The sequence below is a fragment of the Ruminococcus sp. RTP21359st1_H3_RTP21359_211015 genome (assembly GCF_040909065.1).
GTDB lineage: Bacteria > Bacillota > Clostridia > Oscillospirales > Ruminococcaceae > Hominimerdicola > Hominimerdicola aceti.
Genome location: NZ_JBDGDD010000001.1, coordinates 103,004 through 121,710 on the forward strand (window position 1 = coordinate 103,004; position 18,707 = coordinate 121,710).

The window sequence follows — 18,707 nt, forward strand, 5'->3', positions numbered from 1 at the left end:
TGCCGCCTACTGCATATCCTTATTTCTGTTTTTGAGAAGCTTCTGTCTTTTGCGTTCGTGTCTATCCATAACTATCTTTTCGCAGAAGTCTACGACTTTCTTCATGAAAGGCTTGAAAATGTAGAAAAATTCGCCCTCATAGGTAACGACCTCGCCGTTAAAGCCCTTTTTGAACTTGTATACGCCATAGTTAGGGTTTGTTTCATCGTTGTAGAATGGTATGCCCTGAAAATCATAGATATAGTTTTTGCCCTCCAAAGCCCAGTTTATCATCGTCCACTGCATGAGATAGTTAGGGTAGAGGTTTCTGTGGTGGTTTGCGGAAGCACCGTAAACATAGCAGGTCTTGCCTGCATACTGTGTTGTTACTGCACCTGACAACGGTATCTGCTTGCCGTCCTCGTCAACATAGCACATGAAAAGTCGGCAGTGTTCAGGACCAAGACCATTGAGCATTTTTACAAAATACTCCTTTGAACGGATAGAGAAGCCATCTCTGATACCTGTTGCCTGCATGAGAGGGTAGAAATCGTCAAGAGCCTCAGTGCCGCAAGCCTTGCAGTAAACGCCCTTTCTAGGTGCTTTTCTGATACGGTTTCTCCAGTCAGGCTTGAAAGTCGCCATGACCTCGTCAGGGGTCTTGCCCTCGATATTTCTGAGCATATAGTTATTACGAGCCTGAATAGTGGTCAGCTCAGCCGCTTTGTGTATGTGCTGGAAACCCATGTCCTCGATAAGCTTTGTACACTTGTCGTCGCCCTCCTCGAAACAAGGGTCCCACATAAACTGGTAGCATTTGTATTTCTTTGCAAGCACCTTTACGCCCTCGAAAAGGTCGGTCATGACCTCTTTATCAGACCAGTCGCAAACAGGGCCATGAGGGGCATACATAAAAGTAACACCGAAAATAGGCACTTTTTTGATTATGATAAGGCAAGTTCCACGGATATTGCCGTCAGCGTCACGGGAGATAACAGCGTCCCAGCCCCAGTTGTCCTTTACCTTCGGCCATTTGAGGGATTGCATGAAATTGCCGTATTTGCTGGTGCTTGCGAACTGTTCATATTCTGCAAGGAGTTTTTCATCGGACTTATTGATTATTTCCATTTTATAAAGATCCTCTCTGTAAGAATTTTTCTGTTATTATGCACTATTTCATTTATTATACTACATATTGAGTGAAAAATCAAGGGGGGAGTTTAAGTGAGGAGTGAGGAATGAGGAATGAGGAATGAGCAAAGCTGCCCCCAAGCACCGAGCGAAGCGAGAGATAAAGCGCACGCTCAAGCCCGGCGCCAGAGGGCTTGTGGGGTCTAGGGGCAAAGCCCCTTGCGGAGTATGAGGCAGAGCCTCATTCGGCGATAGCCGACAAGGTGCAGATTTAATGAGAAAAAGCACACAAAAGTTGTGCTTCTTATCAAAAGTAATAACGGAGCAAAAATCTGCACCGCCTATCCTATCCCCAATTACAACGTAAATCCGCAAAGAGCGAAGCGATTTTTCGGCGTGATGAAGTCGGGGTAGAATTGTAGGGGACGGCGCCCTCGACGTCCCGCACCCGTTTGTCTGCACTTTCTTACGTTATCCGCACAATGTTTTGTACAACACGGCACGTCTACTCATAATTTGTGATAAAACCAAACGTTGTCGCTCTCAGAAACGGGATGTCGTATTTCTGCAAAGCAGAAATTGCGTCGCTCCTCTGAAGATGTGATTGGATAGTTTTTAGTTCTATCCAACAATGATATAATCGTGGGCTTGTTTCTTCGACGGGCGAACACTGTTCGCCCCTACTGCCGTTTGTGGGGGTATCAGGGGGTGTGTGATAATTACAATGTGTAGTATTCTATACGAATTCAAAAAGCGGTGAAAAAGTGTTTTATACCACAATGTATGGCGTAAAATGCCCGTCACGGCGAGTGACGGTACAAAAAAACGGACAGCATAACGCTGTCCGTTTCAATTCTATCTCTTATTTGTCATCATGCGACTCGGTGATAAGATCAAGATTGATCTCGTATTTGGAGTCGAGAGAGTTCTGTAAAGGTGCGTCCTTTACATATTTGTTTACAAGCGCTGTACTCTTTTCTACCGCCTGAAGCGTTCCTGCACCTGCTACACAGCCGCCAGGACAAGCCATGCCCTCGAGAAGATAGCCGTCATATTTGCCTGCTTTCGCAAGTGTGAGAAGCTTGCGGCAGTCTTTAAGTCCCTGCGCTGATACTACCTTGACCTCACGCTCTGGGTCAAGCTTGTGGATAACGTCTGCTACTGCCTTTGCTACGCCACCGCTTACTGCAAAGCCACGTCCGTCACCTGTACCCTCGCATAGATCTACCTTTTCTTCATCTGTAATGTCTTCAAATGTTACGCCCTTGGCATTGAACATTCCCATGAGTTCTTCAAAGGTAAGCACAAAGTCTACGTCGCTGCGGATAGTACGTCTTGAAGCTTCAAGCTTCTTTGCCGCACATGGTCCGATAAATGCGATACAAGCGTCAGGATCGTCCTTTTTGAGCATTCTTGCTGTAAGTACCATTGGGGTCAAAGCCATTGAAATGTATGGGGCAAGGGTAGGGAAAAGCTTCTTCGCCATTACTGACCATGCAGGACAGCATGATGTCGCCATGAATGGCTGATGTTCAGGAACTTCTCTCATGAAGTCCTTTGCTTCCTCGATGGAACAAAGGTCTGCACCTATTGCTACCTCGACCACGTCTGCAAAGCCAAGCTTCTTCATTGCCGCTGTGAGCTTTTCAGGGCTTGCCTTTGGTCCGAACTGACCTACAAATGCAGGTGCTACGATAGCGATGACCTTCTTCTTTTTCTTCATTGCTGTTATAAGCTGGAATATCTGTCCCTTGTCTACGATAGCGCCGAATGGACAGTTTACAAGACACATTCCGCAGGATACGCACTTGTCATAATCTATTTTTGCCTTGCCCTCTTCGTCTGAGCCGATAGCGTCCATGCCGCAGGCTCTTGCGCATGGTCTTTCCATTTTGTTTATTGCATTGTATGGACAGACACTCTGACATCTGCCGCACTTTATACACTTAGACTGATCTATTACTGACTTGCCATGCTTGATGGTTATGGCACCCTTTGGACAGACTTCCTGACATGGGTGCGCAAGACAGCCCTGACAGCAGTCGGTAACATGATAATGAGTTTCAGGACAGCCGTTGCAGGCAAACTTGATTATGTTTACAAGCGGTGGATCGTAATACTTTTCTGCGATCGCACTTTCTTCAATGCCGTCAGCCACAGACTTATGCTCCTCGATCGGTCTTAGGGGTAGACCGATAGCAAGACGGAGCCTTTCTTCAACGATAGCTCTTTCAAGGAAGATAGACTCACGGTAAACAGCTTTGCTTCCCGGTACTATCTTATAAGGAAGCTCTGCGATCTTTTCGGCATAATCGCCCTCTTCATAGGCAAGTCTTGCCACCTCTGTAAAGACTTTTCGTCTGATATCTGTTACTGAGGAATAGATACCTCTCATTTTCATATTTTTACCTCCTGCGTTGTTCTTCAAATTTGTGTCATACACTTACTATTGTACTATTTTTTCGGCTTTTGTCAAGTAATATATACTTTTTTTCATAAGGTATATTGAAAGTTTCGCATGACTTACATATTTGTCTGAAATAAGGTGCAGTAATGGCACGAAACGGCTCAAATAATAAAAGTATTTCTTTTTTACCAATAGTTTTTCTGTTCATGAAAGTATGTGGCTTTTGCACAGTTTTGGGCAGGGTGATTTATGCAAACAAATGATAAATGATTTAATTTGACAACATTTCTGCAATTGTTGCATTTTTTATGCAACAAAAGGGGCATTTTTCGGGATAAGTGAGAGATGTTTTTTGAGAGCCGTTAAGATACGGTGGTACATCTTTCGCAGAAATTAAAAAAGGAGGAACGATATGGCAGGCGAACAGAAAAGATTTGCGAGATTTTTCTTCTATCTGAGAAATCTTCGTGAAGCGGCTTTGCACACCGGTGCAAGGGCGGAGGAGGCTGAGGACAGGGGGCTTGAGCTTCTACACTCGGCAGAAACGGAGGCGGAGCTTAAAAATCTGGAGGAGGCTGACAGCGACACCCTTTCTTATGTGAAGCGAGGGCTTAACAGGATAGCTTTCGGGGCGGTGAATGACGCTGTAAAGCTTGTTTTTGACGCTGAGAACATGACGGCAAGGGACATCATGGGCATGGATCTTTTCAATGTGAGCGAGATAAAGATCAGCGGAAAGAACGTTTTGGAGATCAAGTTTTTTGACAGGCAGAAAGCCTTGGAAAAGCTTGGGGAGCTTGCGCCTCAGCTTGACGGCGGCGGTGAGTCGAAGCGACTTATCGAGAGCATTTACGGCAGGGACGGTGATAGCTTGTGAAAATAACAAGGCTGTCGGAAAATCAGAGGTTTGTTTTCAGATGGTGGACGGCACGGGAGCTTAGTGATTACGACGGGATAATCTGTGACGGTGCGGTCAGATCGGGCAAGACCTTTTGTTTGTCGGCGTCTTTTATGACATGGGCGATGACTAATTTTGACGAGTGCATTTTTGGGCTATGCTCAAAAACTATCGTGTCGCTGAAAAGGAATATCCTGCCTGCGCTCAGGGAGTATATGAAAGCCATGGGCATGACGGCTGTGGAGGTCACGTCAAAGAACTATATGGACGTGAGCTTCTGCGGCAGGAAAAACAGGTTTTACTACTTTGGCGGCAGGGACGAAGGCTCGCCCTCACTTATCCAGGGCGTGACCCTTGCGGGGGTGCTACTTGACGAGGCGGCACTTATGCCCAGAAGCTTTATAGAGCAGGCTGTGGCAAGGTGTTCGGTGGCGGGGAGCAAGCTGTGGTTCAACTGCAATCCTGACAATCCTTACCACTGGTTCAAGAAAGAGTGGATAGACAAGGCTGAGGAAAAACGGCTTATCTACAGACATTTTGTGCTGGAGGACAATCCGACCCTTGACCGGGCGGTGATAGAACGCTATCACAGGATATATACGGGGACGTTTTACGAGCGTTTTGTTCTTGGCAAATGGACGGCGGCAGAGGGGCTTGTTTACCCTATGTTCGACGAGGAGAAAAACGTCTTTGAGGGGGATATACAGTGCGAGCGGTATGTTATAAGCTGTGATTATGGCACTGTAAATCCTTCAAGCTTCGGGCTTTGGGGCGAGAGTGGTGGAGTATGGTACAGGCTCAGGGAGTATTACTATGATTCTCGACGTGAAGGTATGCAGAAAACTGACGAGGAGCATTACAAGGGGCTTGAAGAGCTTGCCGACGGACTTTGCATCGAAAAGGTCATTTGCGACCCCTCGGCGGCTTCGTTCATACAGTGCATACGCAGGCATGGAAAATTCACTGTCCAGCCTGCAAAGAACGACGTTGTTTCGGGTATCAGGCTTGTGTCGGACTGCATAAAGGACGGCAGGATAAGGATAAACCGCAGGTGTCGTGATACGCTTCGTGAGATAAATCTTTACCGCTGGGACGAAAAGGCAGGAAAGGACGCACCTGTGAAAGAGAACGATCACGCCATGGACGATATGAGATACTTTGCGGCAGAATGTCTGGGACGTGAAAAGGACGACTTTTTTGTACTGACAGTTGAACATTAGTACAAAAAAGTGTACAGAAAGAAAGGAGAGAAAATGAGTATTTTCAGAAAGAAGGTCCGTGAATTTGTGCCGAACACGGCAGGCTCTGACAGAGAGTCGGGGTTTCATTACAGGCTTGCGCCTGAGGGGGTTTTTCAGCAGGAGCTTTATGACGCACTGAGGGCGAATGTGCCGATCATTGACGCTTGCTTCGGCAAGATAATAAGGCTCACAGGGGGCTTTAAGGTCACGGCTTGTGACGAGAGGGCGCAGGTGGAGCTTGACAGGTTTTGCAGAGAGGTTTCCGTGGGGGTGTCGGGAAAGTCCATTTACACTTTTGCGGATATGTATCTGGATTCACTGCTTACATATGGCAAGGCTATAGGCAGGATATATGCAGATTACAGAACTGGAAAGGTCAAGGGGATATATGTTGGCGACCCGACTTTGTACAGAGTGCGTGAGGGCAGGAACGCTTTTGAAAAACGTATTTTTTACATGGGAAGCGGTGAGGAGATACCGGTAAGAAGTCCTGAAAAACTGCTTTACACGGCGCTCAATCCTAGTCCTAAGCACCCTGACGGGGTGTCCATACTCCGTGGATTGCCTGCGCTGAGCGAGATACTTATGCGAATTTACGAGTGCATGGGGCAGAACTTCGACAGGGTAGGAAATGTGCGCTATGCGGTGACTTATCACCCTGAGGGGGAGAGCGACAGGGCGAGAGCCAAGGAGCGTGCAGAGCAGATAGCTCAGGAATGGAGCAGGGGCATGAGGGCCTCACGAAACGGCTCGGTGCAGGATTTTGTGGCTGTGGGTGATGTGGACATAAAGGTCATAGGCGCTGACAATCAGATGATCGACACGGAGATACCTGTCAGACAGCTTATGGAACAGCTTGTGGCGAAGCTTTCAATACCACCGTTTTTGCTTGGGCTGAACTGGTCAACCACTGAGCGAATGTCTGCACAGCAATCGGATATCCTCACAAGCGAGCTTGAATATTACCGCAGATTGCTTGAACCTATACTCAGAGAGATATGCGAGGCGTTTTTAAGGCTTAACGGATATGCTTGTGGGGTGGAGATAGAGTGGGACAATATAAATCTTCAGGACGAGGAAGCGTTGGCGAAGTCAAGGCTTTACAATGCGCAGGCTAAGGCGGCGGAGCTTGAAAACGAAAGGGTAGAGAACGAGAGAAAAAAGGAGGAAATGCAATGAGCGAAACAGTATCAGGCGAGGAGCTTGAAAAGATAAACGGCTATGCGAGAGAGCCGCTCACGGAGGACAAGGTCTTTGTTTTCAGGGTGGCGCTTTGTGACAATGATATTGACAGAGATGGTGAAAAGTTTTCATCAGGCGCTTTGGAGAAGCTTGCGGAGCTTTTTAAGGGCAGAACGGGTATTTTCGACCATGACCCTAAAAGCTCAAAGCAGACTGCCAGAATATTCGACACTTGGGTGGAAACTCTGCCTGAGAAAACTACGGCAGACGGAGAGGTCTACCGCAGGCTTATGGCAAAGGCTTACATGGTGCGAACTGCTTCTAACGGCGACCTTATAAGCGAGATCCAGGGCGGAATAAAGAAAGAGGTATCCGTTAGCTGCACCATGGGAAAGAAGCTTTGCTCTGTATGCAGAGCGGATATGTACAAGGACGGCTGTGACCATGAAAAGGGCGGTGAATACGGCGGTAAGCTGTGTTATCACATTCTTGACGAGCCGCTTGACGCTTACGAGTGGTCGTTCGTGGCAGTGCCTGCACAGGTGAACGCAGGGGTAACGAAGCGTTTTGCCTTAAGGAAGAAACAGGAAAGCACCGACAAGAGCTATGAGCTTGCCCTTGCGAGGGAAGCTTTTGAAAAGGACGTTTTAAGGCTCAGCTATTTCTGCAAGCCTTTTATGAGTGCAAAGCGTGTGAAAGAACTTGCGGAGCTTATGACAGTTACGGAGCTTATTGACTTCCGTGGCAGGCTTGAAAAGCAGGCGGCTGAGAATGAGGAGGTCTACAAAGCCGAAAGGGAGAGCTTTATCACGGGGGATTACAAGATGTAAGGGACAGATGTGAAAGGGGGCGATGACAATGTGGAGATAGGGGCTTAAATGCCAGAATGTGATATCATCACTGTAGGGGCGAACAGTGTTCACCCGAAAAGACAAATGGTTTTCGATGATACGAAAATCAGTACAAAAAATCGGACAAATTTAATTATCGAAAAGGAGAAAATAATATGTACAACAATATCAAACTTGAAAAGGGACTTTATTCTATCACAGGCAAGACATTCACACAGGCGCTGGCTGAGCTTGATCCTGACGCAAACTATGAGAACACCGAGCTTAAAGGTCTTGACGCTTTTGAAAGACAGCTCAAGCGTTTTGACATCAAGGTAAAGGGTGCAAATTCTGACAGAGTGGAAAAATTCTTCATTTCCACTGAGTCGGCAGTGCTTTTTCCTGAGTACATAAGACGCACTGTCAAGCAGGGCATGGACGAGGCTTCTATCATGGGCAAGGTAGCGGCGGCTGTTTCATACACTGACGGAGTGGATTTCAGAGGTCTGAACGTTACAAAGTCAGGTTCAACTGACGTTGTGGCAGAGGGTGGAAATGTGCCTATCACAACTGTCAGACTTAGCACCTCCAGTAAGACTCTTACAAAGTTTGCAAGACGTCTTAACTGTTCTTTTGAGTCTGTAAGGAAGCAGAAGCTTGAGGCTTTCGGCGTGGTGCTGAGAAACCTTGGGGCGACTATAAGCAGAGATGTGAACAGTCTTGCCATGACTGAGATAACAAGAGGTATTACAGCTCAGACTCTTATTGGCAGCGAGCTTACTTACGCTGATCTGGCGGCTTTTTGGGCTTCCATGGGCGAGTTCAACATGACGACCATGATCTGTACTCCTGATGTTATGGCTAAGATCCTTGCTATGGACGAGATGAAATACTGCATTGGCGACTATATGGCAGGCGGCACAGTTCAGACGCCATATGGTGTAACGCTTGTAAAATGCCCTCAGCTCACAGGCGGTATTGCGGTGGGCATCGACCAGAGCAGTGCGGTTGAAATGGTGCTTGGAGGAGATGTTATCGTGGACTACGATAAGCTTCTTACTAATCAGTGCAACGAGATCGTTTGCTCAGTGCTTGCAGGTTTCTCTGTACTTACGAGCGGTGCTGTAAAGACGCTGAAAACTACAAAGTAAGCTGAGAGGATAATGAAAAAAAGGGACGGTGGGCGGGTATATTTTTTGAAAGGAGCAGGAAAATGGCAATAAGCAAAGACAATGTAAAGAGCAATTTCATGGAGCTAAGCGGACTTGACAGCACGTCGGCTGAGGTGTATGCAGGGCTTATAACGGTGTGTGCTGACGAAATGGAAAAGGCTGTTGACCAGGAGCGAATGGTCGCTGAGGGCGGGACGGCTATATGCGAATTTGCGGCGGCAGCGGAGGTCTTTTACAGATTTATTTGTCTGAAAGCGGCTGAATATAAGGTCATGTTTACGGCACAGGGCAAGGCGGTGGAGGCTTTTGACGAGGAGAACAGGATAAAGGCGGCAAGAGAGCTTCGTGACAGCGCAGTTTCAAGGGCGGAAAGATTTTTCTCAAAGGACGGCTTTGTATTCAATGCCGTTATCGCATATTAGGAAGGAGGACGAGCCATGACAGTCTGGACGGAAATGGCGGCAGAGATAAAAAAGATACTTGACGGAGCAGGCTTTACTGCAATGGGTGAATACACTTCGGCTGACAGTCTATTGCACAGTGGAGAAGCAATTGGCTTCTATGGACTTAAAGGCTATGATGTGGTCGATGAAGTCATTGGGCAGGGCGGCAAAAAGCTTTACACTGAGTATATATGTCATATCGACCTGCGGCTCATGGGCAAGGCAGGAAAATACGATGACATGGAGGAGCTTCAGGGAAAGTGTGAAAGCGTTATGGCGGAGCTTGCAAAAAGCGAGGTTCTGAATGTAAAGAACGCAAAGCTTGGAAGCGCAGTTCAGACATTGCCCCTTCACAGGCTCGAAAGGCAGGCAGAGCTTAGTATCGGCATTTACAGTGAGGAGGATATAAGTGAGTAAAAAGGGAAAGATAAAGCTTGACATCGGCACACGTTCATTTTACATGGACGGAGTTAAGCGAAGCGGAGGTTACATTCAGGAGGAAACAAAGGCTGTGAATGGTATTTTGCGAAATATCTCAGGCAAGGCGGCGGAGATATTTCAGTTCAGCGGCAGGATCGCTCCGTCGGACAAGGCTTACGCTTGGGCTGCTCTAAGCGAGAACGGAGGAAAGACGATCAATTTCACGGCAGACGGGGTCTTATACAGCGGATACATACTCTCAGAGATAGAAATGGATTTTCAGCCTGACAGGATGATCGGAAGCCTTATGATAAAGCTTAGGGGGGCGGAATAATGGCGAAGATATACATCAGGTTTGAACTTATTGGCAGTGGCAATTTGGACTATAGAAACATTGTTTCAGCAAGGCTTGTGAAAGACCGCTATACGCCATACAGTGAACTTAGAGCGTCTGTCGTTCTGAATAACAGCATAAATCTTAACAACATCAGGCGTGTGGCACTTTATATAGGCAGCAGGCGTATGCACTACGGTCCTGCGGATTACATCAGAACAAGGGTGAGAGGCGGAAAAACTGTTCTTGAACTTATAAGCCGTGGGATAACACTTATGCTGGGGCAGAACGAGCCTGAACCCGGGGTATGGTCTAAGGTGAGTTTGACGGATATTATGAAGAGCTACAGTCCCTCAAGTGAGATAACCTACGAGAGTGGAACTGACACTGTGAACTATGTGAACATCAAAGAGAAGTCTACACTGTGGGAGGCTATTGGCGTATATGCTGTTAAGGCTTACGGCAGGCGTGCATATATTAGAGGGGACAGGCAGGTTAATGTATCGCTGAGTATCCTTTCGGTGAATATCGGTACTCAGCGTATTATTGAATACGGCAAACAGCTTGATACGAGATCGATGCTGTCGAAGATATATATGAAAAACGTGGACGGGGAGTATGGATATAGCTATTCAAGCGGTAAAACTATACCACATGGTATCACGAGGGAGAAGTATTATGGTCTTGATAAGCAGTGGCTCAATAATGTAGTTGTCGGGCTTAAAGATAGGATAGAGTTTGCAGAGAGGGAGTATTTGGTGGAGCATATCACTTATGAGGGGTATTGCGGTGAGGATATCACGGATAAAATAATTTGTAATGGATATGGCGTAAATGGAAAAAGAGTGAGCAGAATGGAGATAACGGTCAATAGCAAAGGTATGCAAACGAAGCTTTTATGTGAATAGGAAAGAGAAGTAAGGAATGAATAGAGCAAAAAAACAGCGTACAGAAAAACTGTACGCTGTTTGAAGCTTCGTATTAACCCTTTACGCTTCCCAGAGCAACACCACGAATGATGAACTTTGAAAGACAAAGGTAAACAATTACTACAGGGAGGATAGCAAGTACGATGTACAAGCTGAACATTCCCACGTCCTTCTCCTGTGGTCCTGCATAACGCATTGCGTTGAGTACCAGAGGGATCGTGTACTTACTCTTTGATGTAAGAATAAGTCTTGGCATAAAGTAGTTGTTCCAGTTTGTTACGAATGTAAAGATGATCTGAACTGCGAATGCAGGCTTGAGGATAGGAGTAACGATCTTGTTGAAGGTCTTGAACTCTCCGCAACCGTCGATACGGGCGGCTTCTACGATCTCAAGCGGAAGTGCAGACGCCATATACTGCTTCATGAAGTAGTATGTAGCTGGTGCTGCGACAGCAGGAACAATCAGCGGAATGTAAGTATCTGTCCAGCCAAGTTTGTTCATGAACTGGTAGAAACCGATAGCTGAAGCCTGTGTTGGAACCATCATTACGATGAGAATGAACATATCTGCGAACTTTCTCAGCTTGAACTGGTAAACGTGTGTTGCATATGCTGTCAGTGCTGAGAAGTATACGCTGAGCAATGAAGCACAAGCTGATATGAACAGTGAGTTAGCCAGTGAACGCCATACGCTTCCGTATGCTACGGCTGTTGAACCGCTGAAAAGGTTCTTGAAGTTTGTTGCGAGGAAGTGGTCAGGATACCATCTGATACCTGCCTGTGATCTGCCTCGTGTTGCGTTGATTATCAAAAGATAGAATGGGAAAAGTGAAACAACGACCAAAAGAACAAGGACAACATAAGCTATTATCCTATGTATGATAAGACCAGTACTATTCGTCTTTTCACCAACTATTTCAGTACTTCTTGGCATTTCAGCTTACCCCCTTTTCTTCTTTTTCTTCTTTCCGTCATGGTCAGCAGATGCAAACATAAGTGCAAGTCCGATAATAGCGGAAACGATAAAGATTATTACGCAGAGTGCAGACGCCTTACCGATGTCGCCCTGCTTATTTGCCTGGATTATCATTACGACGGTCTTAAGTTTTCCGTTAGGGTTACCCATATCCTTTGTGAGGAGGGCAGGTACGTCGTACATCTGAAGTCCACCGATGAGTGATGTTACAAGAACATATGACATGATAGGCTTGATGAGCGGAATTGTGATCTTCCAGAATGTCTGGCTGGAAGTTGCACCGTCGATCTGTGCTGACTCATAGAGTGATGTATCAACACCCATGATAGCAGCCATAAGAAGAATTGTTGTATTACCATACCAAAGTATGAAGTTGATGAGTCCAACTACACCTCTTGATCCCCAAACGCTTTCAAGGAGTGGTACCTTGATAAGATCATAGATAGCGCCGCCTCTGCTGAACAAGCTGTAGAACAGAAATGCAAAAGCAGATGCCATGATTACGTTTGGAAGATAGATAACAGCCTTGAAGAATCCCTGAGCCTTTATCTTCAGACGAAGGTCAGTGAACCATACTGCAAGGATAAGAGAGATAACGATCTGTGGGATAAATCCTACGATCCACATGATGATCGTATTCCAGAAAGACTGGAGAAGATCACTTCCTGATGTGAATATAGTTGAATAGTTATCGAAACCGCAGAATGTCGGTGTTACTTCGACAGCTTGTCTTGTCCAACCACCGCCGATAGAGCCCTGATCCTTAACATAGTCTGTAAAGCTGTAATAGAAAGTCTGGAACAGAGGATATAGTGAGAAGATGATGTAAACTACAAAGAATGGGATAAGGAAAACATATCCCCACTTGGCATAGCTTATGCTTTTTCTCTTCATATAAGTATACCTATTCCTTTCGTGAGATTAATAAATAATAGGGGGGGATAACCTCCACCCCCTATATTTAATTAGATACTGTTTTTTTATACGATTAGAAATCGCAAGTAAGGTTACCATAGAGGTCTGTGATGTTCTTCTTGAAGTTCTCAAGAGCAGCCTCATATGAATCAACTGTGCCAAGGAAGTAGTCCTTCATAGCACCCTGGAATTTCTCGTTGCAGCCCTGGTCATAAGCAGAAAGCTTGTTCTCGAGGGAGATCTTGTCAGCAGCCTCTGTAAGAAGTGCAAGGTGATCCTGTCCGCCGAGGAATGCGTTTGTATAACCGCCGTCGATAAGCTCCTTGATAGCAGCCTTGTTGTTTGTGTAGTCCTGCTCGCCCTCAGTGATAGCCTTAGCTACGTCCTTGTTGCAAGTCATTACCTTCATGATATCAGCAACGATATCCTGGTTATCGGAGTCGATAGCGCCGCAGATCCATGTACCGCCCCAGTAGTAAGCCTGTGGGCCTGAGCAAGCCTTCCAGAGACCATAACCGCCGTTGCCTTCCTTAGCGTTTGAACCATCAGCCTTGATCTCTTCGTCAACTGTGTTTGGAAGAAGTGTGAAAGGAATGCCCCATGTTGAGAAGAAGTAGCCGAATACGCCGCCGTCGATCTTCTGGCCAGCAGCCCAAGCATCGTCCCAAAGGGAAGTCTTGTTGTTGTAGCCCTTGTCTGTGTATTCCTTAGTCTGGTCAGCCCAAGCCTTGATCTGTGGGTCAACTGTGATCTTGTTGTCTGTTACCCATGGGCTAGACATATTGTTTGAGAAGCATCTGTATGTATCATCGAAACCAGATACCATCTTGTAGCCCTTGTCAGCCATCTTCTGAGCTGTTGCTGTGAATGTATCCCAATCCTTAACAGCTTCCTGAACCTTCTCTGGATCGCTTGTGCCGAGAACGTCCTCAGCGATCTTTGTGTTGTAGAGGAACAGACCTGGAGTTGCCTGCCATGATACACCCTTCAGCTCGCCTGTCTTTGTATCTGTTGCAACGTCCTTTGTGTACTGATACATCTGTGACATATCGTCGTCTGTGATGCCGAGGTCCTGAATAGAAAGTGCAACGTCGCCGTTAGCATACTTCAGAGCGTAGTCAGCTTCCATAAGGAACATATCTACCTTCTCTGTGCTGTCCTGCTGACCCTTAAGAGCCTCGTCCAGCTTTGTCTGGTAAGCGTTACCTTCGTTTTCAACCTGTACCCAGTTCAGCTTAACGCCGTTGATCGTTGCGATCTCCTTAGAACCATCAGCAAGCTCGTTGTATGTAAGCTCGTTTGATGTGCCCTGTGGATAGTACTTATCAAGTCTTGACTTGAACTCTGTGTTCCAGCAGTAAATTGTAAGAGTCTTCTTTGAATCCTCTGATGAATCCACACCGTGAAGCTCAGCTGTGTTTACTCTGTCAGAGCTGTTGTTGATGCCTGTGTTGTTGCCAGCCTTTGATGTGCTGCCGCCATTCTTGTCAGATGTTGAAGATGAATCTGTGTTGCCGCAAGCTGTGAACATTGAAGCTGCCAGACAGAGGCTCAATGAACCTGCAAGTACTTTCTTAAGATTTGCCATAATAATTTTCCTCCTTAAAATCGCATTAGTTTATTTGATTTGCTCCGCAGCATTTCTGCGGAAAATTAATGCCTTGAATTAATTGATGTCGCTTACCGAACCGCCTTCCAGCAGCTTTCCGTCGACTGTTATCACCTCTTTAAAGGTGGTCTGTGGGTTTTCTATCAGTGATACCAGCTGTTTTGCGGCTGTTACACCGATAAGGTCTGTGTCCTGAAGATAAGTCGTAAGCTTTGGAGAGAGAAGCTGTGAATAAGCTATTCCGTCGTAGCCCACTATCGAGATATCCTCCGGTACTGAAAGACCCATTTCCTTGACTGCATTGAAAGCTCCCATTGCTGAATAATCATCGGGCATGAAAACGCAGGTCGGTTTGTTCTCTCTGCTAAGAAGTTCTTTTGTCAGCTTATAAGTCAGATCAGGGTTGTGATAATCACCGTTAAGTATCCAATCGGGATCAACTGAAATTCCTCTTGTCATACAAGCTTTATAGAAGCCTGCCAGACGTCTTTCGGCTACTGCCGATCTGTTGCCCTGGATAAAAGCGATCTTCCTATGCCCCATCTTCGTCACATAGTTGATAAGCTCTTCCATACCTTTTTCATTATTGGACATGATCGCTGTTCTGCAATCGAAGATGTGGTCGATCGTGACCACTGGTATATCTCCGTTTATCACCTCGTACACGTCCTGCGACGTAAAATCCGTACAGGCAATGATAACACCGTCAACATTGCGGTATTTGCAATGTTCGTATGTAGACATTTTCTGCTTGCCCACATCTCTATTTATAAAGGTTATATCATATCCTGCTGCTTCAGCCGTAGTCTTAAAGCTGTCAAGCACCTTTGCGAAAAACTCATGGGTAAGACCGCTTCCTGCTTCGTCGAGATACATGACCCCGAGATTATAGGTCCTGTTGGTCTTCAAAGCTCTTGCCTGAGAATTTGGGAAGTAACCCATTTCTTTGGCGGCTTTCATAAGTCTTTCTCTTGTTGCCTCGCTTACGTCCTTATGGCCGTTGAGGGCTTTGCTTACGGTTGCGACGGATACTCCGCAGCGAACGGAAATGTCTTTTAAAGAAACCAATGATATTTCCGCCTTTCCGTAGATTTTAAACGTTTACGCTTGATGTTTTCCGTGAAAACTTATTTCAAACGTTTCCGTTAATAAAAATATACAATATTCTCGGCATAATTTCAAGTCTTTTTTCACATTTTTATGCCCTCTGTAATAAATTATGGAGGTTTAGCCAATTTTTCAACTTTACTTTTGTGCATTTTAACAATGCTATTTGGACAATTGTAATCGATTTGTTACAAAGGAACTGACAGGCTAATCAAAAAGCTGCGAAAATGCACTGCGTTTTCTGAGGGGTATATGAAACCAGGCTGTGTGGTATGTGAAAAATGTATATAAACATTTCTTTTGTATACAATTATGTTATGTGAAATTACAAAAACCATTAAAGAACTTTATTCATTAAACGTTTTCGGATAATAATTGTTGAAAAGTGTGTTGTAACATATGATATTGTTAAAATATTGTCTTGATATAAAAATATGATAGTCATTTGATCGGAAAAGTTGGAATATTCGGTGTTTGCGAAGATATTTCTGAAACGTTTAAGCATATTTCAGCGTTTTTTTATTGTGCAAAATAACGATGTGGAAAGAAAACGTATTTATTTCATACATTATACTTACAAGTTACATATGATATGACTATTTGATAGGGATTTTGCAAAGCTTTGAAAAAAATCTTGAATTGATGTTGACAAATGTGTGGTTTTGGTGTATAATACTTAGGTCTGATGTGCTGATATGGCTCAGTTGGTAGAGCAGCTCATTCGTAATGAGCAGGTCGTCGGTTCGAGTCCGACTATCAGCTCCATCGCAGTGTGGTCTGCAGTTTGCCCTCCGATCCATTTGTATGGGTCGGAGGGTTTTGTTATGTTGGCAGCGTAGGACATGGTGCAATGACTGATGTAATAGTACAGAAAAAAAGGACTGCTGCGGTCAGGCGGCGGTCCTTTTTGGTATTATTCTTCGATTTGTTTGCCCAAGAACATGGCGGCGGCTTTGGCGAGCATGGATTGTTTATCGGTACAAAGCTCGGTATCGTCGGTAGCCATGAAAGCCACTGCGCCTGTTATATCGCCGTTTGTGAGGATAGGGGCGATGGTGAGGGCGTGTGTGGTGATACCCTCGACGGCTCTAAGCGGCTCGGCTGTGGTATCGGTATAGTCAAAGGTTTTGCGGTTTTCCAAAAGCTCCTCCAGGGCAGGGGAGAGGCGGCGCTGGGAATACTCTTTTTTCGGCACGCCTGACACAGCCACGACGTGGTCCTTATCGAACACCACGGCAGGCGCTCCGCCAAGCTTTGAGATGACTTCCGCTGCCTGGGCTGCGCCCTCGGACATTTCGTTTATGGCGGAATACTTTTTGAAGATGACCTCGCCGTCGGGGTTGGTGTAGATCTCGAGGGGGTCGCCGTTATTGATAACGTTGACACTAAGATTCCTGCCTCTGCTGTCCGTTACAGCAGCTGCAAGCTGTCCGGCTGACTTTCCGATCTTAGTGCCTTGATTAAAATTTTCGGCTGATCCATCTGCTCCGACTGTCACAAGCTGCTGCTCTGTAAGCGTGCCGTATTTCAGCAAACAGTCGATATCCGCTTTGAGATGAATTTCAATTCTGTTTTCAAAGACCACTATCTTGTCAATTATAAAATTCAGGTCGTTCTTGTCAAGAGCGGGCTTGTTAATGATGTCATCGAAAATCTCCAGCACGGTTCTGGCGGTGCGGTTCACTCTGACAACGGTGTTGTGCTTGTCGACTGCAAGCTGCATCTGATTTTTCAGTCCCTCGATACGCAGAGTAAGCTCGTCTATCATCTCGGTGTAGGTCTCCTCGATTATCTCCGCACGGTCGGGGTGTTTCATAACATCCCTCGCCTGCTGTCGGGTGAGCATTTTCATTTCCGCCTTTGCGTCCTCTATCTGCCCCTTTATCACGTCAACGGTGGACTGACTGCTTTTCGTTTCAAGCTGTTCTTTAGCAATGGACTCCTGCAAACGGTCGATCATCTCTGCGGAGTTGTCACGCACCTTTTTGATATAGCTTTTCAGCAGACCGTCCAGCATATCAACTCTGGTATGGTGCGAGGTACAGCCTTTTGTTCCTCGCTTGTGGTAGGTTCCGCAGGTGTAGGCAGGAGCAAGATCGTTACGGCTCATTGCGAACATGGGTGAGCCGCAGTCTCCGCAGAAAAGATAGCCCGAGTACACATTGTCGTACTTTTTCACTCCCCGATAGTGAGAGGTCGTACGCTTCTTCAGCTGCTCCTGAGCCAGAGCGAACACCTTGTAATCGACGATAGGAGTGTGATTATTTTCAAATACTATGTGGTCTGTTTCGTCCTGCTTGACCTCCCCGCCGTTTATCTTCTTACGCCTGTACTTGCCCTGACGGAGCGTGCCGATATAAAAATCGTTCTGCAATATCTCGCTGACGGTGATGATACTCCACGTCTGCTTTACCTCACGCTTGCACTCCTCGCCTTTAGCCTCCCTGCGCATTTTTTCGCACATTCTAGGCGTGGGAATATGCTTGTCCGTAAGATAGTTGGCAATTTTTTTGTATCCCCAGCCGCTGTTGTACCTGTCAAAAATATCTCGGACAACCTCCGCCGCAGGTTCGTCAACCTCGAACTGCATGGTCTTGTTGTTTATCATAACGTAGCCGTAGGGCACAGCGCATATCCACTTGCCCTCCTCCTGACGGCGTTTGATGACCGATTTGACCTTTTTGGACGTATCGGTAACAGGCATTTCATTGATAAGAAAGCGGAACTGAATTGCCGTCCAGTCGTCATAGGTAGGATAATCAATGTTATCGCCAATCGAGATAATCCTCATTCCTGCGTCACGCAGATCTTCCAATTCCACCAGTCCCTTGCTGTTTCGTCGGGAAAATCTGGAGAAGTCCTTGACTATCAGAATATCGTACTCTGATCGAAGCATTTTCTTTCGCAGCTCCTGATAGCCCTCACGCTGTTCAAACGTATAGCCCGATCGGTCACGGTCCTCATAGAAATCAAGCGTGCTGTCTGGAAACTTGCGTTTCACAAAGTCGGCTATGATAGCTTTTTGGTTTTCTATCGAGGTGTTGTCTCTGTCCATTTCCTCGTCGACAGAAATTCGGCAATAGCCTGCTATGCTGTACTTTATGCTCATTGTTTCACCCTTTCAATGTTGATTA

At 46.1% G+C, this 18,707-nt stretch carries 16 protein-coding genes and 1 tRNA gene; 10 read left to right on the top strand and 7 right to left on the bottom strand.

Annotated features, from left to right (window positions below; genetic code table 11):
• Nucleotides 1-6 precede the first annotated feature (6 nt).
• A complete protein-coding gene (locus AB5Z01_RS00455) occupies nt 7-1,107 on the bottom strand; it encodes a peptidoglycan bridge formation glycyltransferase FemA/FemB family protein (RefSeq protein WP_195221184.1) in 1,101 nt (366 codons plus the stop codon).
• Nucleotides 1,108-1,972: 865 nt separating this feature from the next.
• Nucleotides 1,973-3,505 (bottom strand): 4Fe-4S dicluster domain-containing protein, encoded by a 1,533-nt coding sequence (locus AB5Z01_RS00460; protein WP_117858009.1) that lies wholly within the window; start codon nt 3,503-3,505, stop codon nt 1,973-1,975.
• A gap of 424 nt (nt 3,506-3,929) precedes the next feature.
• On the opposite strand from AB5Z01_RS00460, the gene AB5Z01_RS00465 reads away from it, so the two are divergent.
• The 9 genes from AB5Z01_RS00465 (at nt 3,930) to AB5Z01_RS00505 (ending at nt 10,945) form a co-directional block, all read left to right on the top strand.
• Nucleotides 3,930-4,394, top strand: a complete 465-nt coding sequence (locus tag AB5Z01_RS00465; RefSeq protein ID WP_368365194.1) for a terminase small subunit — start codon at nt 3,930-3,932, stop codon at nt 4,392-4,394.
• The gene (locus AB5Z01_RS00470) at nt 4,391-5,635 is read left to right on the top strand and encodes a PBSX family phage terminase large subunit (protein WP_287216052.1); all 1,245 of its coding nucleotides are present in this window, start codon (nt 4,391-4,393) and stop codon (nt 5,633-5,635) included. The genes AB5Z01_RS00465 and AB5Z01_RS00470 overlap by 4 nt, the downstream gene beginning before the upstream one ends.
• A gap of 33 nt (nt 5,636-5,668) precedes the next feature.
• A complete protein-coding gene (locus AB5Z01_RS00475; RefSeq protein ID WP_117905836.1) occupies nt 5,669-6,835 on the top strand; it encodes a phage portal protein in 1,167 nt (388 codons plus the stop codon).
• Nucleotides 6,832-7,668 (top strand): hypothetical protein, encoded by an 837-nt coding sequence (locus AB5Z01_RS00480; RefSeq protein WP_368365195.1) that lies wholly within the window; start codon nt 6,832-6,834, stop codon nt 7,666-7,668. The genes AB5Z01_RS00475 and AB5Z01_RS00480 overlap by 4 nt, the downstream gene beginning before the upstream one ends.
• Nucleotides 7,669-7,844: 176 nt before the next feature.
• Entirely contained in the window at nt 7,845-8,819 is a 975-nt protein-coding gene (locus AB5Z01_RS00485; RefSeq protein WP_256320966.1) for a hypothetical protein, read from the top strand.
• Between the two features lie 62 nt (nt 8,820-8,881).
• Complete coding sequence (locus AB5Z01_RS00490) at nt 8,882-9,262, top strand: hypothetical protein (protein ID WP_022287532.1); 381 nt, start codon at nt 8,882-8,884, stop codon at nt 9,260-9,262.
• Between the two features lie 15 nt (nt 9,263-9,277).
• Nucleotides 9,278-9,700, top strand: a complete 423-nt coding sequence (locus AB5Z01_RS00495) for a hypothetical protein (protein WP_256320967.1) — start codon at nt 9,278-9,280, stop codon at nt 9,698-9,700.
• Nucleotides 9,693-10,037 (top strand): hypothetical protein, encoded by a 345-nt coding sequence (locus AB5Z01_RS00500; RefSeq protein WP_117865280.1) that lies wholly within the window; start codon nt 9,693-9,695, stop codon nt 10,035-10,037. Before AB5Z01_RS00495 ends, AB5Z01_RS00500 begins: the two co-directional genes overlap by 8 nt.
• Entirely contained in the window at nt 10,037-10,945 is a 909-nt protein-coding gene (locus AB5Z01_RS00505; protein WP_278642831.1) for a hypothetical protein, read from the top strand. Before AB5Z01_RS00500 ends, AB5Z01_RS00505 begins: the two co-directional genes overlap by 1 nt.
• Nucleotides 10,946-11,018: 73 nt before the next feature.
• Here AB5Z01_RS00505 and AB5Z01_RS00510 read toward each other — a convergent pair whose 3' ends face one another.
• The 4 genes from AB5Z01_RS00510 to AB5Z01_RS00525 all read right to left on the bottom strand — a co-directional run bounded on the left by AB5Z01_RS00510 (nt 11,019) and on the right by AB5Z01_RS00525 (nt 15,534).
• A complete protein-coding gene (locus tag AB5Z01_RS00510; protein WP_117897547.1) occupies nt 11,019-11,900 on the bottom strand; it encodes a carbohydrate ABC transporter permease in 882 nt (293 codons plus the stop codon).
• Nucleotides 11,901-11,906: 6 nt separating this feature from the next.
• Nucleotides 11,907-12,836, bottom strand: coding sequence for a carbohydrate ABC transporter permease (locus AB5Z01_RS00515; protein ID WP_368365196.1), 930 nt, complete (start codon nt 12,834-12,836; stop codon nt 11,907-11,909).
• Nucleotides 12,837-12,930: 94 nt separating this feature from the next.
• Nucleotides 12,931-14,445, bottom strand: a complete 1,515-nt coding sequence (locus AB5Z01_RS00520; protein ID WP_215649947.1) for a carbohydrate ABC transporter substrate-binding protein — start codon at nt 14,443-14,445, stop codon at nt 12,931-12,933.
• A gap of 78 nt (nt 14,446-14,523) precedes the next feature.
• Nucleotides 14,524-15,534 (bottom strand): LacI family DNA-binding transcriptional regulator, encoded by a 1,011-nt coding sequence (locus tag AB5Z01_RS00525; RefSeq protein ID WP_022287525.1) that lies wholly within the window; start codon nt 15,532-15,534, stop codon nt 14,524-14,526.
• Nucleotides 15,535-16,262: 728 nt separating this feature from the next.
• On the opposite strand from AB5Z01_RS00525, the gene AB5Z01_RS00530 reads away from it, so the two are divergent.
• Nucleotides 16,263-16,338: transfer RNA gene (locus AB5Z01_RS00530), tRNA-Thr, on the top strand.
• A 148-nt stretch (nt 16,339-16,486) separates the two neighbouring features.
• On the opposite strand, the gene AB5Z01_RS00535 is transcribed toward AB5Z01_RS00530, so the two are convergent.
• Nucleotides 16,487-18,682 (bottom strand): stage V sporulation T C-terminal domain-containing protein, encoded by a 2,196-nt coding sequence (locus tag AB5Z01_RS00535; protein WP_368365197.1) that lies wholly within the window; start codon nt 18,680-18,682, stop codon nt 16,487-16,489.
• Nucleotides 18,683-18,707 lie beyond the last annotated feature (25 nt).

Excerpts from the sequence above, each read along its gene's own strand:
- AB5Z01_RS00455 (WP_195221184.1), bottom strand. The coding sequence starts at position 1,107 with ATGGAAATAATCAATAAGTCCGATGAAAAACTCCTTGCAGAATATGAA.
- AB5Z01_RS00460 (WP_117858009.1), bottom strand. The coding sequence starts at position 3,505 with ATGAGAGGTATCTATTCCTCAGTAACAGATATCAGACGAAAAGTCTTT.
- AB5Z01_RS00465 (WP_368365194.1), top strand. The coding sequence starts at position 3,930 with ATGGCAGGCGAACAGAAAAGATTTGCGAGATTTTTCTTCTATCTGAGA.
- AB5Z01_RS00475 (WP_117905836.1), top strand. The coding sequence starts at position 5,669 with ATGAGTATTTTCAGAAAGAAGGTCCGTGAATTTGTGCCGAACACGGCA.
- AB5Z01_RS00480 (WP_368365195.1), top strand. The coding sequence starts at position 6,832 with ATGAGCGAAACAGTATCAGGCGAGGAGCTTGAAAAGATAAACGGCTAT.
- AB5Z01_RS00485 (WP_256320966.1), top strand. The coding sequence starts at position 7,845 with ATGTACAACAATATCAAACTTGAAAAGGGACTTTATTCTATCACAGGC.
- AB5Z01_RS00490 (WP_022287532.1), top strand. The coding sequence starts at position 8,882 with ATGGCAATAAGCAAAGACAATGTAAAGAGCAATTTCATGGAGCTAAGC.
- AB5Z01_RS00495 (WP_256320967.1), top strand. The coding sequence starts at position 9,278 with ATGACAGTCTGGACGGAAATGGCGGCAGAGATAAAAAAGATACTTGAC.
- AB5Z01_RS00505 (WP_278642831.1), top strand. The coding sequence starts at position 10,037 with ATGGCGAAGATATACATCAGGTTTGAACTTATTGGCAGTGGCAATTTG.
- AB5Z01_RS00510 (WP_117897547.1), bottom strand. The coding sequence starts at position 11,900 with ATGCCAAGAAGTACTGAAATAGTTGGTGAAAAGACGAATAGTACTGGT.
- AB5Z01_RS00515 (WP_368365196.1), bottom strand. The coding sequence starts at position 12,836 with ATGAAGAGAAAAAGCATAAGCTATGCCAAGTGGGGATATGTTTTCCTT.
- AB5Z01_RS00520 (WP_215649947.1), bottom strand. The coding sequence starts at position 14,445 with ATGGCAAATCTTAAGAAAGTACTTGCAGGTTCATTGAGCCTCTGTCTG.
- AB5Z01_RS00535 (WP_368365197.1), bottom strand. The coding sequence starts at position 18,682 with ATGAGCATAAAGTACAGCATAGCAGGCTATTGCCGAATTTCTGTCGAC.